The organism is Massilia hydrophila, assembly GCF_020208145.1.
Taxonomy (GTDB): domain Bacteria; phylum Pseudomonadota; class Gammaproteobacteria; order Burkholderiales; family Burkholderiaceae_D; genus Telluria; species Telluria hydrophila.
On the sequence record NZ_JAHYBX010000009.1, the window covers coordinates 93,237 to 108,301 of the forward strand.

The 15,065-nt window shown below is 68.8% G+C and carries 12 protein-coding genes; 10 read left to right on the top strand and 2 right to left on the bottom strand.

The window, feature by feature from the left end:
- Window positions 1-103: 103 nt before the first annotated feature.
- Window positions 104-850 carry a M48 family metallopeptidase gene (locus LE190_RS18240; protein WP_225240034.1) on the top strand — a complete coding sequence of 249 codons (747 nt, stop codon included), beginning with the start codon at window positions 104-106 and terminating at the stop codon, window positions 848-850.
- Between the two features lie 39 nt (window positions 851-889).
- On the opposite strand, the gene LE190_RS18245 is transcribed toward LE190_RS18240, so the two are convergent.
- Together LE190_RS18245 and murB are read right to left on the bottom strand one after the other, a co-directional pair.
- On the bottom strand, window positions 890-1,609 hold the full coding sequence (locus tag LE190_RS18245) for an SDR family oxidoreductase (protein WP_225240035.1): 720 nt from the start codon (window positions 1,607-1,609) through the stop codon (window positions 890-892).
- Between the two features lie 20 nt (window positions 1,610-1,629).
- Window positions 1,630-2,658, bottom strand: coding sequence for a UDP-N-acetylmuramate dehydrogenase (gene murB / locus LE190_RS18250; protein ID WP_225240036.1), 1,029 nt, complete (start codon window positions 2,656-2,658; stop codon window positions 1,630-1,632).
- Between the two features lie 155 nt (window positions 2,659-2,813).
- Here murB and LE190_RS18255 point away from each other — a divergent pair, with 155 nt between their 5' ends.
- From LE190_RS18255 to LE190_RS18295, 9 genes are all read left to right on the top strand, one after another.
- Complete coding sequence (locus LE190_RS18255) at window positions 2,814-3,299, top strand: YajQ family cyclic di-GMP-binding protein (RefSeq protein ID WP_225240037.1); 486 nt, start codon at window positions 2,814-2,816, stop codon at window positions 3,297-3,299.
- Window positions 3,300-3,431: 132 nt separating this feature from the next.
- Window positions 3,432-4,697 (top strand): nitronate monooxygenase, encoded by a 1,266-nt coding sequence (locus tag LE190_RS18260; protein WP_225240038.1) that lies wholly within the window; start codon window positions 3,432-3,434, stop codon window positions 4,695-4,697.
- A gap of 142 nt (window positions 4,698-4,839) precedes the next feature.
- Window positions 4,840-7,209: a sensor domain-containing protein gene (locus LE190_RS18265; protein ID WP_225240039.1), complete on the top strand. Its 2,370-nt coding sequence runs from the start codon at window positions 4,840-4,842 to the stop codon at window positions 7,207-7,209.
- Window positions 7,210-7,421: 212 nt separating this feature from the next.
- Entirely contained in the window at window positions 7,422-8,699 is a 1,278-nt protein-coding gene (locus tag LE190_RS18270) for a sensor histidine kinase (RefSeq protein WP_225240040.1), read from the top strand.
- A gap of 79 nt (window positions 8,700-8,778) precedes the next feature.
- A complete protein-coding gene (locus tag LE190_RS18275; RefSeq protein ID WP_225240041.1) occupies window positions 8,779-9,552 on the top strand; it encodes a LytR/AlgR family response regulator transcription factor in 774 nt (257 codons plus the stop codon).
- Window positions 9,553-9,631: 79 nt separating this feature from the next.
- Entirely contained in the window at window positions 9,632-11,089 is a 1,458-nt protein-coding gene (locus LE190_RS18280; RefSeq protein ID WP_225240042.1) for a cytochrome P450, read from the top strand.
- A gap of 117 nt (window positions 11,090-11,206) precedes the next feature.
- Window positions 11,207-12,415 carry a PAS domain-containing sensor histidine kinase gene (locus LE190_RS18285; protein ID WP_225240043.1) on the top strand — a complete coding sequence of 403 codons (1,209 nt, stop codon included), beginning with the start codon at window positions 11,207-11,209 and terminating at the stop codon, window positions 12,413-12,415.
- A gap of 266 nt (window positions 12,416-12,681) precedes the next feature.
- The gene (locus LE190_RS18290) at window positions 12,682-13,734 is read left to right on the top strand and encodes a polyprenyl synthetase family protein (RefSeq protein WP_225240044.1); all 1,053 of its coding nucleotides are present in this window, start codon (window positions 12,682-12,684) and stop codon (window positions 13,732-13,734) included.
- Between the two features lie 10 nt (window positions 13,735-13,744).
- Window positions 13,745-15,061, top strand: coding sequence for a glycosyltransferase (locus tag LE190_RS18295; RefSeq protein ID WP_225240045.1), 1,317 nt, complete (start codon window positions 13,745-13,747; stop codon window positions 15,059-15,061).
- Window positions 15,062-15,065: the final 4 nt, after the last annotated feature.

The following is a 15,065-nucleotide window of genomic DNA, read 5'->3' on the forward strand; positions in this document are numbered from 1 at the left end:
CCTGCTTGACGACTGTCAAGAAGGCATCGTTCCCCCGATCCTGCCTCCTTTCTTCATGCCATCCTAGCGACGTTTTTCCAACGTTCTCTTTCAGGATGACAACATGAAAACTCTCACGAAATTCGCCGTGATCGCGGCGTTCTCCGCTTCCGCCAGCCTGGCCCAGGCCGTCGACCTGAAAGGCCTGCTCGGCGCCGGCGCCGACCTGGCCAAGGCCGCCTCGCTGAGCGATGCCGACATCATCGCCGGCTCGCGCGACATGATGGTGCAAATGGACGAGATGAACCCGGTCGCCCCGCCCGGCAGCGACTACGCCAAGCGCCTGGCCCGGCTGACCAGGGGCCTGGAAAACGAGGATGGACTCAAGCTGAACTTCGCCGTCTATATGGTGGACGAGGTCAACGCCTTCGCCACGCCCGACGGCAGCGTGCGCGTGTTCAAGGGGCTGATGGACATGATGACGGACGACGAACTGCGCGGCGTCATCGGCCACGAGATCGGCCATGCGAAGCTCGGGCACAGCAAGTCGCAGATGAAGAGCGCGCTCCTGATGTCGGCCGGCACCAAGGCGGCTGGCGCCACCAACAGCGCGGTCGGCAAGGCGGTGGCAGCCAATGCCGAGACCATCGAGGCCTTCGCCAACGCCCAGTTCTCGCAGAAGGATGAAATCGCGTCCGATGACTATGGCTTCGAATTCATGCGCAAGTACAAGCACGATCCGGCGGCACTGGCCACGGCCTTCCGCAAGCTGGCCAGGGACGGCGGGGGTGGCGGCAACTCGCTGATGGCGAGCCACCCGGATCCGGCTTCGCGCGCGCGCCGCGTCGAAGAGCGGCTGGCAAGGAAATAAGGAATCGACAGGCGGCGGCGCGGCGGGGCCGCCCCGCCCTCAGGCCCGCGGACTGCGCAGGTCGGACACCGGTTCCCGCCCGAAGCCCCGCGCCAGCAGGCAGTCCACCAGCGCCACCGCGCAATCGCGCGGCGCCACCAGCACGCCCCCCTCCTTCAGGTCCACGAAGCGCTGCCGCAGCGGGAACTTGCTGTCGGGCGTCGCGCGGATCTCGGCCTGCATGTCGGTATCGATCACGCCCGGCGCCAGGCTGACGCACTTCACCCGCGCATCGCCATCGAGCGCCACCGCGCGCGCGTGCTGGTCGAGCGCCGCCTTGGTGGCGCAGTACACGCTCCAGCCCGGATAGGCGCTGCGCCCGGCGCCGCTCGAGATGTGCAGGATGCGCCGCTCGGCCTGCGGCGCCGCCTGCGCGAACGCGGCCGACAGGGCCAGCGGCGCGGCCACGTTCAGGGTGGCCGCGGCCAGGACGGCTAGCGGATCCTGGCCGGCCAGCGGACCGACCGGCGTCACCATGCCGGCATTGTTGACCAGCAGCGCGGTGTCGCAGCCGGCCAGGAAGCTGCGCAGCGCCGGCCCGGCCAGCCAGGCACCGAGCGCCGCGCCATTGCCCAGGTCGACCACCGCCTGCTCCATGCCTTCGCAGGCCTGCGCATGGCCGCGCGCCACGCCCAGTACCGGGATGCCGCGCGCCATCAGTTCCGCCGCGACCGCGGCGCCCAGGCCACGCGAATGGCCCGTCACGACTGCCTTGATCATGCCTGCCTCCCCTTGTTCGTTCAGATGAATACCGGCTCCGGTTCCAGCGCGACGCCGAACTTCGCCGCCACGTCGGCCTGGATCGCGCGCGCCAGCCGCAGCACGTCCTCGCCCGTGGCCCCGCCCAGGTTGACCAGCACCAGGGCCTGCTTCGGATAGACGCCGGCGGCGCCCAGCGCCCGCCCCTTCCAGCCGCACTGGTCGATCAGCCAGCCGGCCGCCAGCTTCTCGCTGCCGTCCGGCTGCGCGTGGTGCACCATGTCGGGATGGCGCGCCAGCAGCTGCGCGCACTGTTCCCGGCTCACCACCGGGTTCTTGAAGAAGCTCCCCGCGTTGCCGATCTCGGCCGGATCGGGCAGCTTGCGGCGCCGGATCGCCTCGACGATCGCGCCGATGTCGCGCGGCGTTGGCGCAGCCAGGCCGGCAGCCTCCACCGCCCTGGCCAGTTCGGCGTAGCGCAGGTTCGGCTGCCAGTCGGCCGGCAGCGAGAAGGTGACGTCCAGTACCACCAGCGCGCGTCCTTCCGGCTGCTTGAACAGGCTGTCGCGGTAGCCGAAGCGGCAGTCGGCCGCGGTGAGCGTGTGGAGTGCGCCGCTGGCCATGTCGAAGGCGCTCAGGGAGTGGAACACGTCGCGCGTCTCGGTGCCGTAGGCGCCCACGTTCTGGATCGGCGCGGCGCCCACGGTGCCGGGGATCAGGGACAGGTTTTCCAGCCCGCCCAGCCCCTGCGCCAGGGTCCAGCCCACGAAGCCATGCCAGTTCTCGCCGGCGCGGGCACGCACCAGGATGCGTCCGTCCTGGCGGCCCAGCACTTCCCTGCCCTGCCCGGCCATGTGCAGCACGATGCCGTCGACGTCGCGCGTCAGCACCAGGTTGCTGCCCCCGCCCAGCACCAGGCGCGGCAGTGCGGCCAGGGACGGATGGCGCCGCAGCGCTTCCAGCTCGGCCGCCCCCTCCACCCGCAGATAATGCCGGGCGCGCGCCGGCAGGCGGAAGGTGTTGAGGGAAGCGAGGGGGAAATCGTGGAGGATGGGGAGCGTAGCTGGCATGGCGTGAAGGAGTTGTTGGCCGCTATAGTAACAGGCCCCGGCCGCGGGCCCGGGCGGCGGCTTGCCTTTCCGGCACATCGGATATCCCCCTTGGGGCGTTGTCCGTTAAAATAGAGGAATTCATCTATAAGCATCATCAGAAAAAGGAAATAGCCATGCCATCGTTTGATGTTGTCTGCGAAGCAGACATGGTCGAAGTCAAGAATGCCGTTGAGCAATCGAACAAGGAAATCACCACCCGCTTCGACTTCAAGGGCAGCTCCGCCAACGTCGAGCAAAAGGACAAGGAACTGACCCTGTTTGCCGATTCCGACTTCCAGCTCGGCCAGGTCAAGGACGTGCTCATCAACAAAATGGCGAAGCGCAAGGTCGATGTGCGCTTCCTCGACGAAGGCAAGGTCGAGAAGATCGGCGGCGACAAGGTCAAGCAGGTGATCAAGGTGCGCAACGGCATCGAGACCGAGGACGCCAAGAAGATCACCAAGGCCATCAAGGAAAGCAAGATGAAGGTCCAGGCCAGCATCCAGGGCGAATCCGTGCGCGTGACGGGCGCCAAGCGCGACGACCTGCAGGCCGCCATGACCCTGCTGCGCAAGGACATCCAGGACCTGCCGCTCGCCTTCAATAATTTCCGGGACTGACAGGAGCGCCTGGCGCGCCATGATCCAATGTGGCGTGGCTGCGGCCGCGCCTGGGAGTAGAATGACGGCCGTGCACTACGGCCTGTCAGTGCATTTGTACGCGTAGGGAACTACCGCGGTTTAAGGATTGCAATGAAACGTGTTGATGATTTCCGCCTGAAGCTGGGCAACAAGGAATACGTGCCTATCATGATCGGCGGGATGGGCGTGGACATCTCGACCTCGGAACTGGCGCTCGAGGCGGCGCGCCTGGGCGGCATCGGCCATATCTCCGACGCCATGGTGCAGGACGTCTCGGACCGCAAGTTCGATACCACCTTCGTCAAGGACAAGACCAAGCTCTACAAGTTCAACATCAACAACATGAACAAGGCGGTGGTCCAGTTCGACCTCGACCGCCTGGCCGAGGCGACCCGCCTGCACGTGGGCTCGACCATGGAAGCGAAGAAGGGCGATGGCCTGATCTTCGTGAACTGCATGGAAAAGCTGACCATGAACGCGCCCAAGGAAACCCTGCGCACCCGCCTGTCGGCCGCGATGGACGCCGGCATCGACGGCATCACGATGTCGGCCGGCCTGCACCTGGGTTCGTTCGAGCTGATCAAGGACCACCCGCGCTTCCGCGATACCAAGCTGGGCATCATCGTGTCCTCGGTGCGCGCGCTGCAGCTCTTCCTCAAGAAAGTCTCGCGCCTGGACCGCCTGCCCGACTACATCATCGTCGAAGGCCCGCTGGCCGGCGGCCACCTGGGCTTCGGCATCGACGACTGGAAGCAGTACGACCTGCACACCATCATGGACGAGATCCACGTCTTCATGCGTGCGCAGGGGTTGGACATTCCGGTGATCGCCGCGGGCGGCATCTTCACCGGTTCGGACGCGGTCGGCTTCCTGGAAAAAGGCGCCGGCGGCGTGCAGGTGGCGACCCGCTTCACCGTCACCCACGAGTGCGGCATGCCGGACCACGTCAAGCAGGAATACTTCCGCGCCAGCGAGGAAGACATCATCGTCAACGGCGTCTCGCCCACCGGCTATCCGATGCGCATGCTGAAAAGCACGCCGGCGATCGGTTCCGGCATCCGCCCGGGCTGCGAGTCCTATGGCTACCTGCTGGACGCGACCGGCAACTGCGCCTACATCAACTCGTACAACCGCGAAGTGCAGGCCAGCCCGGACGGCAAGAACATCGCCGTGTTCGACAAGACCTGCCTGTGCACCCACATGCGCAACTTCAACTGCTGGACCTGCGGCCACACCACCTACCGCCTGAAGGACACGACCCACCGCCTGGCCGACGGCAGCTACCAGATCCTGTCGGCCCAGCACGTGTTCGAGGACTACCAGTTCAGCGTGGACAACGCGATCGCGCTGCCGCCGAAGCAGGAAACCGCCGCCTGAGGCGTGGGCACGTAACTGTTCCGTATCCCCGAAGCCACGGTTCGCCGTGGCTTTTTTGTGCTGCGCCTGCCGTAGCCGAACCCGTGTAAGCTAAAAGCCCGACGTATCTCGACGAGCGCTTTTTTTCGCGAAGGGTGCCGGCATGTCCACCATCGAACCGTCCGCGCAGGCGTGCTTCCTGACCGATGACGAGGGCAAGGTCGTGACCTGGAATCCCGCCTGCGCCGACCTGTTCGGCTGGACGCCGGAGAGCGCGCCGGGGCGCCTCCTGACGGAACTGGTGGCCGGCGAGGCCCGCTGGCCCGCCCTGGCCGCCACTGGCGGCGGACGCCTGCGGATGCGCTTTGCCGGTGGACGCGAAGCCGACGCCACCCTCGGCCTGCTGCGCCAGTACGGCGCCGGCGGCGCGCCGCAGGGCTGGAGCGCCAGCATCGCCATCGCCCCCGCCGATTCCCTGTCCGAAGCCGAACGCATCGGCAACACCCCGCTGGCCGAGGTGGTGGACCTGCTGCCCGGCACCTTCTATGCGCTCAACCGCGAAGGCCGCCTGCTGCTCTGGAACCACAACCTCGAACGCCTCACCGAAATGACGCCGGACGAGCTGGCCGCGGCCCGGGTCACCGACATGCTCGAGCCGCGCGAGCGCGCGCAGGCGCTGGAGAACATCCGCCGCGTATTCCACGAGGGCGCGGAGGTGTCGATGGAGATCAGCTGCGTGTCGCGCAGCGGACGCGAAACCCCGACCGTACTGGGCGGCGCGCGCGTGGCCTGCAACGGCGACCACTACCTGTTCGGCATGGGCATCGACATCAGCCGGCGCCGCGAGAAGGAGCGCCAGCTGCGCCTGAGCGAGCGGGCGCTGCACGCGGCCAGCAACGGCATCGTGATCACCCGCTGCAGCGGGCGCGACAACATCATCGAATACGTCAACCCGGCCTTCGAGCACATCGCCGGTTATGCGGCCGACGAAGCGATCGGGCGCGATCCGCGCTTCATGGCCGCCCCCGGCTTTGACGCCCACGAGCGCAGCCAGGTACGCCAGGCGATCGCCGAGCGACGCCAGGTCAGCGTGGTGTTCCGCAACATGCGCAAGAGCGGCGAGATCTTCTGGAACGACCTGCGCATCACGCCGGTGCGCGACGAGCATGGGGAGGTCACCCACTTCATCGGCATCCTGCAGGACGTGACCGCGATTAAGCAGCGCACCGAGCACCTCGAGCACGAGGTCAATCACGACCCCCTGACCGGCCTGGCCAACCGCAACCTGCTGTGGGACCGGCTCGACCATGCGGTGCACCTGGCCCAGCGCCACGGCGCGATGGTGGCGGTGATCCTGGTCGACCTCGACAATTTCAAGGCCATCAACGACACCTTCGGCCACGAGGCCGGCGACGTGGTGCTCAAGGTGGTGGCACGCCGCCTGCAGGCCGCGGTGCGCGACAGCGACACGGTGGCGCGCATGTCGGGCGACGAGTTCGTGCTGGTGCTGGTCGACCAGCCCTCGGTGCGCTTCACCCTGCGCATGGCCGAGCGCCTGCGCCAGGCGCTCGTCATGCCGGTGTCCTTCGGCGGCAACGAGATCCCGGTCGGCGCCAGCCTCGGGGTGGCCGTCTTCCCCCAGGACGGAACCGTCGGAGCCGAGCTGGTGCGTTGCGCCGACATGGCGATGTACCACGCCAAGGGCAATGGCGGCGGCGTGCATTTCTATTCGGCCGAGATGCGCAGGGCCAGCGAGCAGCGCGCCGCCCTGGCCGACGGCATCCGCAGCGCGCTCGAGCACGACGAACTGTTCCTGCTGTTCCAGCCACGCATGGATGCGCTCGGCGGCCAGGTGCGCGGCTTCGAGGCCCTGCTGCGCTGGCGCCACCCGCGCCACGGAATCATGCTGCCGGCCGCCTTCCTGGCCGAGGCCGAGGAATCAGGCAAGATGATCGACATCGGCAACTGGGTGCTGGACCAGGCCTGCGCCTTCCTGCGCGAGCTGCGCCAGCTCGGCTATACCGGCCTGCCGGTATCGGTCAACGTGTCGCACCGCGAATACAGCCAGCACGGCTTCGTTTCCGGCATTGCCGCCCGCATCGCGCGCTACGGGCTGGCCCCGGGCAGCCTGGAAATCGAGATTCCCGAAGGCGACCTGATCCGCAATCCGGTTCTGGGCCGCGAGCTGTCCACGCAGCTGCGCGAGGTCGGGGTGGCGCTCTCGCTCGACGAGTTCGGCAAGGGGATGTCCGACATTGCCTTCCTGCGCCAATTGTCGGTGCGCCAGGTGAAGCTGTCGAAGGCGGCGGTGCACGAGATCGCCGCCGAGGGCAGCGGCAGCCCGCTGGCCAAGACCCTGATCGACCTCGGCCACAACCTCGACCTGGCGGTGGTCGGCGAAGCCGTCGAGACCGAGGCGCAAGTGGACTTCCTGCGCTCGCACGGCTGCGACCAGCTGCAGGGACAATGGTTCAGCGAGCCGCTCGCGCCCGACGCGGTGCGCCAGATGCTCGACCAGCGCCACCACGTCTAGGCAGCACGCCCTGGGAGAGTTGCCCTGGCCCGGCAGGACGCAATCCATACCTCCAATCGTGCAGGCTGTCGCAGCCGACTGGCCGCCGGGATGCGCACAGGGTAAAGTTGCATCATCCCAACAGTCATTTTGCCAGGGATCTTGTATTCCAGGCATGAACAGGCAGCGGCGCGGTACACTCGCCGCTTGCACCGAGAGCGAAACGAATGACCATGCAAGCAAGGAACACCAGCCCCCACTTTCTGTCGAGCGTCCTGTCGTGGCTTTACCGCGGCTTCGACGCCGTGGCGACCTGGGTAACCCAGCTCTCGTGGTGGAAGTTTTTCCTGTTTGCCATCCTGACCCTGATGGCTGGCGCAATCCTGCAGGAAGAGCTGTTTTCCGGCCCCGCCGAGGAAGAGATCAGCCGCGCCGAACGTGAGGCGGGCCGGCGCGGCGAGGCCGCGATCCTGATCGACGAGAGCGGCATCCGCTTCCATCCGCGCAACCGCCCGCGCGGTGCTGTCGCCCCTGGCCCCGTCCCGGCCGACCCGCCGCCCGTGGACGGCGCGCCCGATGCACCGGATGCGCCGGCCACGCCGGTGCCCCCGGCACCCCCGGCGCCATCCGCCCCGCCGGCCGTCGGCGCCAGCGGCGAATCCGTGCACATCGAACTGCCGCCGCAGATCGGCGAGGAATTGTCGAATGCCATCGAAGCGGCGGTGGAAGACGCGGCCGAGCAGAAGGTCTCGCGCTACCACAAGCAGGCCTCGACCTGGTTCATGAACTTCGTGGTGCTGTTCGTGCTCGCCCTGTTCGGCACCAAGGCCCTGGTCGGCGGCAAGAAGCGCGCGGAAGCGCAATCGCAGATGGCCAACGCGGCCGCCGAACGCGAGGCGATGCAGCGCCAGCTGTCGGAAACGAAGATGCAGATGATGCAAGCCCAGGTGGAACCGCACTTCCTGTTCAATACCCTGGCCTCGGTCGAGCACCTGATCCAGGTCGATCCGCCACGCGCCTCGGCCATGCAGCGCAGCCTGATCCAGTACCTGCGCGCGGTGTTGCCGCAGATGCGCGACAACGCCGTCGTCACCGGCCTCGGGCGTGAAGTGGACATGGTCACGGCCTACCTGAACCTGCTCAAGATGCGCATGGAGGAACGCCTGACGGTCGTGATGGAGGTGCCGGACGGCCTGCGCAGCGCGGCCTTCCCGCCGATGATGCTGCAGTCCATGGTCGAAAACGCCATCAAGCATGGCCTCGAATGCAAGCCGGAGGGCGGCACCCTGAAGATCCATGCCGACGTGGCCGACAACAAGCTGCGCGTGACCGTCACCGACGACGGCGTCGGTTTTGGCGTGGTCCCGAGCGACGGCACCGGCCTGGGACTGCAGACCATCCGCGACCGTCTCAAGCTGCTGCACGGCGACGCCGGCCAGCTGCACATCGCGGCCAACAGCCCGAGCGGCGTGATCGCGATGATCGAGGTGCCCTACCAGCTGTCGAAGTGAAGCGCCGCAGCTTGCCTGCCGCGCAGTTTCATTGAATAATTATTAAAGTCCTCCACCTTTCAACCTGACCGAGACGCCCATGCCGAACGCCGCACCGACCGCGATCATTGCCGACGACGAAAGACTGATGCGCGACCAGCTGCGCCTGCGCCTGTCCGAAGTGTGGCCGGAACTGCAGATCCTGGGCGAAGCCAAGAACGGCGAGGAAGCGGTGGAACTGGTCGAGCAGCTCAAGCCGGACCTGACCTTCCTCGACATCCGCATGCCGGGCAAGACCGGGATGGAAGCGGCGCGCGACATCGGCGAGCGCAGCCAGATCGTGTTCGTCACCGCCTACGACCAGTACGCGGTGGAAGCCTTCGAGCGCGGCGCGATCGACTACGTGCTCAAGCCCACCGAGCCGGAGCGCCTGAAAGTCACCGTGGACCGTCTCAAGGCGCGCCTGGAACGCCCGGCCGAGAAGGTCAACGACAGCGTGCAGGCCATGCTGTCGCAGCTGGCCGAGAAGATCGCCGCGCCCAAGCCGAAGCACCTGCAGTGGATCCAGGCCAGCATCGGCCAGGACCTGCGCATGATCCCGGTGGAAGACATCCTGTTCTTCCGTTCCGACGAAAAGTACACCTGCGTGCAGACGGCCAGCTTCGAGGCCCTGATCCGCAAGCCGGTGCGCGACCTGGCCGAGGAACTCGATCCTTCCCTGTTCTGGCAGATCCACCGCGCCACCCTGGTCAACGTCAACGCGATCGAGGGCGTGACGCGCGACATCCGTGGCCGTCACCTGGTCCTGGTCAAGGGCCGTCCGGAAAAGCTCGAAGTAAGCCGCAGCTTCCTGCACCTGTTCAAGCAGATGTAGGCGGGATGTAGAAGAGTCGTGCGCGGCGTTTGCGCCGCTGGCCGTACAGTCGGGTTTTCATTGCACTGGACGGACCACCATGAAGGACACGCGCAAACATACCCTGCTGCTGGCCGGCGTGCTCGGCGCTTTTGGGGCCGGAGTGGCGGCCGGCAAGGCCATCGGCCGGGCCGCCAGGCCCGGCGTCACCGAGGGCGGCCTGCCGCGCGCCAGCCTGCTCGACACGCTCGCCCTGGGACTCGAGGTGTTCGCACCGGTCGTGGCCCAGGGCGTCATCATCCGCCGTCCGCCGCTGGTGGCGCTGGCCGAGCGCTTCGACCTCGACCGGCGCGCCGTGCGCCGCCTGCAGAAACTGCGCGACCGCTATGGCGCCGGTCCCCTGATGCTGCCGCTGCCGCTGCGCAAGCAGGCCGTCCTGCTCGACCCCGGCCACGTGCGGCGCGTACTGGACGCTTCGCCCGAACCGTTCTCCGCGGCCAGCACCGAGAAGCGCGCGGCGCTCTCGCATTTCGAGCCGGAAGGGGTGCTGCTGTCGACCGGCGCCCGGCGCGCCGAGCGGCGCCGCTACAACGAGGCGGCGCTCGACAGCGCGCATCCGATGCACCGGCTCGCCGCGCGCTTCCTGCCGCTGGTCGAGGAAGAAGCGGCGCGCATGCTCGATGGCGCCCGTGAACGCGGCGCGCTCGACTGGGAGCTGTACTCCCAGGGCTGGTACCGGCTGGTCCGGCGCGTGGTGCTGGGCGACGGCGCCGCCGAGGACCATGCACTGCAGGACATGTTGGTGCGCCTGCGCGGCGCCGCCAACTGGGCCGGCTTCCACCCCAGGATGCGGGCCACGCGGGCCCGCTTCCTGACGCGCATCGCGGCCTATCTCGAGCGCGCCGAGCCTGGCAGCCTGGCCGGCCACATGGCCACCATCCCGCGCAGCGCCACGACCTTGCCGCAGCAGCAGGTGCCGCAGTGGCTGTTCGCCTTCGACGCCGCCGCGATCGCCGGCTTTCGGGCCCTTGCCCTGCTTGCCAGCCATCCCGAGCACGCGCGGCATGCGCAGGCGGAAGCGGCCACGCGCGCGCTGCCGCAGCAGGAGCAAGGACAGCCGCTGCCCTTCCTGCGCGCCTGCGTGCTGGAGGCGCTGCGCCTGTGGCCAACCACGCCGATGATCCTGCGCCAGAGCACGGCCGAGACGCGCTGGGATGCCGGCGGGGCCCGGGCCAGCATGCCGGCCGATACCGGCATCCTGATCCACGCGCCCTTCTTCCACCGCGACGACGCGCGCCTGCCCTGGGCCGACCGCTTCACGCCCTCCCTATGGCTGGACGATGGCGCGCGGCAGGACGCGCCGCTGGTCCCGTTCAGCGACGGGCCGGTCACCTGCCCGGGGCGCAACCTGGTACTGATGCTGTCCAGCGCGATGCTGGGCGCGCTCGTCGACGGTCGCCGGCTCGCACTGGCGCCCGATAGCGACCCGCGGCTCGATCCGGCCCGGCTGCCGGGAACGCTGGACAACTACCGTCTGCGCTTTCGCATCGCCTCCTGAGCTGCGACGCCGGCGCGCCCGGGCGCCGGCCGCTCCTTGTCTCGCCTCAAGCCAGCTCCTAGCCCCAGGCCGTAATGTAGAGTTCCCGGCCCACGGGCCAGCTTCCAGCGTTTCCGCATGACACCACAACGACGCCAGCGCCGGCGCAGGTCCGGCAAGGCGGTTCTCGTCTTTTCCTTCCTGGGCGGCTATTGCGCCGGCCATGCGGCGGCGGCCGCCGCTTTGCGCCCGGTGCGCGGCGTGCACCGTCCGGTGCGCGAATTCGACGGCCGCCGCATCGTCCACAGCGCCAGCGACGCCATCCTGACGCTCGACGAACAGGCCGTGATCCTGTTCGCCAACCCGGCCGCGGCCAACATGTTCGCCAGCAGCGTGGCGGCGATGCAGGGCAGCCCACTGGCGCGTTTCATCCAGGCACGGGTGGCGAATGCCGGCTCGCCCTACGACTACTTCCCGGCCGGCGGCAGCCGCGCGGGACGGCGCGCCACCGACTACGCCGTCACCGGCATCCGCGCCAACGGCCAGCTGTTCCCGATCGAAGGCTCGGTCTCCACCATCGAGCATGGCGGACGCCAGCTGTGCACCGTGATCCTGCGCGACGTCTCCGAACGCCACCTGGTGCAGCAGAAGCTGTCGCGCTCGCACGACCAGCTGCGCCAGCTGTCCGCCGCACTGCAGACCATCCGCGAAGAAGAACGCACCCATATCGCGCGCGAGCTGCACGACGACCTGGGCCAGCTGCTGGCCTCGCTGCGCATGGATCTCACCCTGCTGCAAGGAAACGACCGCCTGCCCGAACCGAGCCGGCGCCTGATCGCGGGCATGGAGGCGAACCTGCTGACCGCGATCACCTCGCTGCGCCGTATCGCCACCAACCTGCGTCCGCGCGCCCTCGACGAGGGCGGCCTGTACTTCGCCCTGCAGGTGCTGCGCGACGAATTCACCGAGCGCCATGGCATCGCCTGCACCCTGCTGGCCGACGAGGCCGGACTGCGCCTGGACGACACTGCCAGCACCGCCATCTTCCGCATCGTGCAGGAAGCCCTGACCAACATCGCGCGCCACGCCGGCGCGACCCGGGTCCTGCTCAGCCTCGAACGCAGCGGAGACCAGTTGCAGGTGCGCATCAGCGACGATGGCCGCGGCATCCGCAACGAAGACATGGAGAAAAAGGAATCGCTCGGGCTGGTCGGCATGCGCGAGCGCGTCTGGGGCATGGGCGGCGAAATCGCCATCGGCTGCGAAGGCGGCAGGCATGCCGGCACCTGCATCGACATCGTGCTGCCGCTGGCCGCCCACCTGATCGGCGAAGAAGCGACAAGCTGAATCGCGCCCGGGTACGGCCGCGGCGCGCAGGGCGCGACCCAAGTTTGTCCCGCTGGCCTCCCGTGCAGCACGCGAAAATGGTCAGATAATCAAGTCTAATACCTCCTTTGGCCGATCCCCGCGCCAGCAAACGGCGCGCGGGCGGCTGTCGATTGCCATGGCGCGCACGATTGAAAAAATTGGCGATTACTCAATATTGCTTCCGGTATGATCGTCGGCAAATCTGGCAATTCTCGTTCTCAACTTTCGACCAATGGGGGCAGCGCATGAAAACGATGGCAGGGCGGCTCGATAGAGCGCGCAACCCGACACGCGGCGTCGGAATGGATGGCTACGAACTGGCGCGCGACGACGCCTTGCGTGCCGGCGGCCTGGACGACCTGCGTGCACTGATCGAAGCGCGCATGGCCGCGCTGCTGGCCGAATCCGGCGACGGCAAGGACCTGCTGGCCGCCGCCATGCGCGCTGGCGCGCTCGGCGCGGGCAAGCGCATGCGGCCGATGCTGGTGATGCTGGTCGCGCGCGACCTTGGCTGCACTTCGCCAGGCCTGGTGGACGTCGCCTGCGCGGTCGAGATGGTGCACGCCGCCTCGCTGGTGCTGGACGACCTGCCCTGCATGGACGATGCCCAGCTGCGCCGCGGCCAGCCGACCATCCACGTGCAGTTCGGCGAGGACGTCGCCATCCTGGCCGCCGTCGCCCTGCTCAGCCGCGCGTTCGGCGTGCTGGCCGGCGCCGCCGACATCGCACCCGTGACGCGCTCGCGCCTGGTGGCGCGCATGAGCGAGACGGTGGGCAGCCAGGGCCTGGTGCGCGGCCAGTTCCAGGACCTGCGCGGCGGCGCGCGCAGCCCCGACGCCATCGCCACCACCAACGAACTCAAGACCGGCGTGCTGCTCGGTGTGGCGGCCGACATGGCCGCCATCGTGGCCAATGCCGGCGAGCGCGTGGCGCAATCGCTGCGCGCGTTCGCGCTGGCGGCCGGCCATGCCTTCCAGATCCGCGACGACCTGATCGACCTGCCCGGCAAGGACATCGTCCTGACCGGCGCGGCCAGCGGCAAGGACAGCAACAAGGACCTCGGCAAGGCCACCCTGCTGGCCACGCTCGGCCTCGAGGAGACCCAGCACCAGCTGGCGCGCCACCTGGCCGATGCGCAGCGCCACCTTGACGCGGCGCTCGGCCCGCGTTCGGGCACCCGCCAGTTCCTCGACAGCCTGTTCGCGCAGGGCCGGGCCCGTGCGCGCGCCGAGGCCGCCCCTGCCGCCCCGGTGCTGGCGGCCGAGGACGCGCACAGCCGCGCCCTGCTGGTAAGCTGAGGTCGCTCGCATGGCGCATTTCGGGATCGTCGCACCCGCGTTCTACAGCCACTTCAGCGCCCTGAGCGCCCTCGCCGGCGAACTGGTGGCGCGCGGGCACCGCGCCACCTTCCTGCACCGTCCCGACGCCGGCGCCTTCGTGCGCGACCCGCGCGTCGGCTTTCATACCGTGGGCGCCGCCAGCCATCCCCCTGGCTCGCTGGCGGCCGTACTGGAACGCGCCGCGAATCCCGGCGGACTGCTCGGCCTGCGCCGCGTGATCCTCGACATGGCTGGCAGCACCGACATGCTGTGCCGCGAACTGCCGCCGGCCATCGCCGCGCTCGGCATCGACGCCCTCATCGCGGACCAGATGGAAGCGGCCGGCGGCCTGGTCGCCGAAGCCATGGGGCTGCCCTTCGTCTCGGTGGCCTGCGCGCTGCCGGTGAACCGCGAGCCCGGCATCCCGCTGGCGGTGATGCCCTTCGACTATGCCGGGGACGAGCGCGCGCGCCACATGTACGAAGGCAGCACCCGCGTCTACGACTGGATGATGGGCCCGCACCGGCGCAGCATCGCCGCCAACGCGCGCAGGCTTGGCCTGGGCGCGCGCGACGGGCTGCACGAATGCCTGTCGCCGCTGGCCCAGGTGAGCCAGACCGTGGCGGCCTTCGACTTCCCGCGCCACGCGCTGCCGCCGCATTTCCACCACGTGGGGCCCTTGCGTCCGACCGGTCAGCCGCCGGGTCCGGACGGGCGCAGCATGCCCGCCATCGCCGCCGGCCGGCCGTTCGTGTTCGCCTCGCTCGGCACCATGCAGGGCGGGCGCTTCGGGCTGTTCCGGCGCATCGCGCGCGCCTGCCGCGCGCTCGACGCACAGCTCCTGGTGGCGCACTGCGGCGGGCTGGATGCGCGCCAGGAAGCACGGCTGCTGGAAGCCGGCGCCACCTGGGTATGCGCCTTCGCCAACCAGGAAGCGGTGCTGGCGCGCGCCGACGCCGTGGTCTCGCACGCCGGCTCGAACACGGTCATGGACGCGATCGCCGCCCGCACCCCGATCCTGGCGCTGCCGATCGCCTTCGACCAGCCGGGCATCGCGGCGCGCGTGGTCCATGCCGGCATCGGCCTGAAGGCGTCGGCCCGCTTCGCCGGCAGCGCCCGCATCGCCAGCCTGCTGCGCCGCCTGCTCGACGAGGACCGCTTCGCCGCGCGGCTGGAAGCACTGTCTTCCGGCGTGGCGCAGGCCGGCGGCACCCGGCGCGCGGCCGACATCATCGAAGCGGCGCTGCCCCTGCAGCAGCCGGCACCAGGCAGCAAGGCCGCCCGGGCCGCCTACGCCCTTGGATAAAGCA

Bases quoted from the DNA above. Each gene is read 5' to 3' on its own strand.
- LE190_RS18295 (WP_225240045.1), top strand. From the start codon at position 13,745: ATGGCGCATTTCGGGATCGTCGCACCCGCGTTCTACAGCCACTTCAGC.
- LE190_RS18240 (WP_225240034.1), top strand. From the start codon at position 104: ATGAAAACTCTCACGAAATTCGCCGTGATCGCGGCGTTCTCCGCTTCC.
- LE190_RS18275 (WP_225240041.1), top strand. From the start codon at position 8,779: ATGCCGAACGCCGCACCGACCGCGATCATTGCCGACGACGAAAGACTG.
- LE190_RS18265 (WP_225240039.1), top strand. From the start codon at position 4,840: ATGTCCACCATCGAACCGTCCGCGCAGGCGTGCTTCCTGACCGATGAC.
- LE190_RS18280 (WP_225240042.1), top strand. From the start codon at position 9,632: ATGAAGGACACGCGCAAACATACCCTGCTGCTGGCCGGCGTGCTCGGC.
- LE190_RS18260 (WP_225240038.1), top strand. From the start codon at position 3,432: ATGAAACGTGTTGATGATTTCCGCCTGAAGCTGGGCAACAAGGAATAC.
- LE190_RS18245 (WP_225240035.1), bottom strand. From the start codon at position 1,609: ATGATCAAGGCAGTCGTGACGGGCCATTCGCGTGGCCTGGGCGCCGCG.
- LE190_RS18285 (WP_225240043.1), top strand. From the start codon at position 11,207: ATGACACCACAACGACGCCAGCGCCGGCGCAGGTCCGGCAAGGCGGTT.
- LE190_RS18270 (WP_225240040.1), top strand. From the start codon at position 7,422: ATGCAAGCAAGGAACACCAGCCCCCACTTTCTGTCGAGCGTCCTGTCG.
- LE190_RS18290 (WP_225240044.1), top strand. From the start codon at position 12,682: ATGAAAACGATGGCAGGGCGGCTCGATAGAGCGCGCAACCCGACACGC.
- LE190_RS18255 (WP_225240037.1), top strand. From the start codon at position 2,814: ATGCCATCGTTTGATGTTGTCTGCGAAGCAGACATGGTCGAAGTCAAG.
- murB (WP_225240036.1), bottom strand. From the start codon at position 2,658: ATGCCAGCTACGCTCCCCATCCTCCACGATTTCCCCCTCGCTTCCCTC.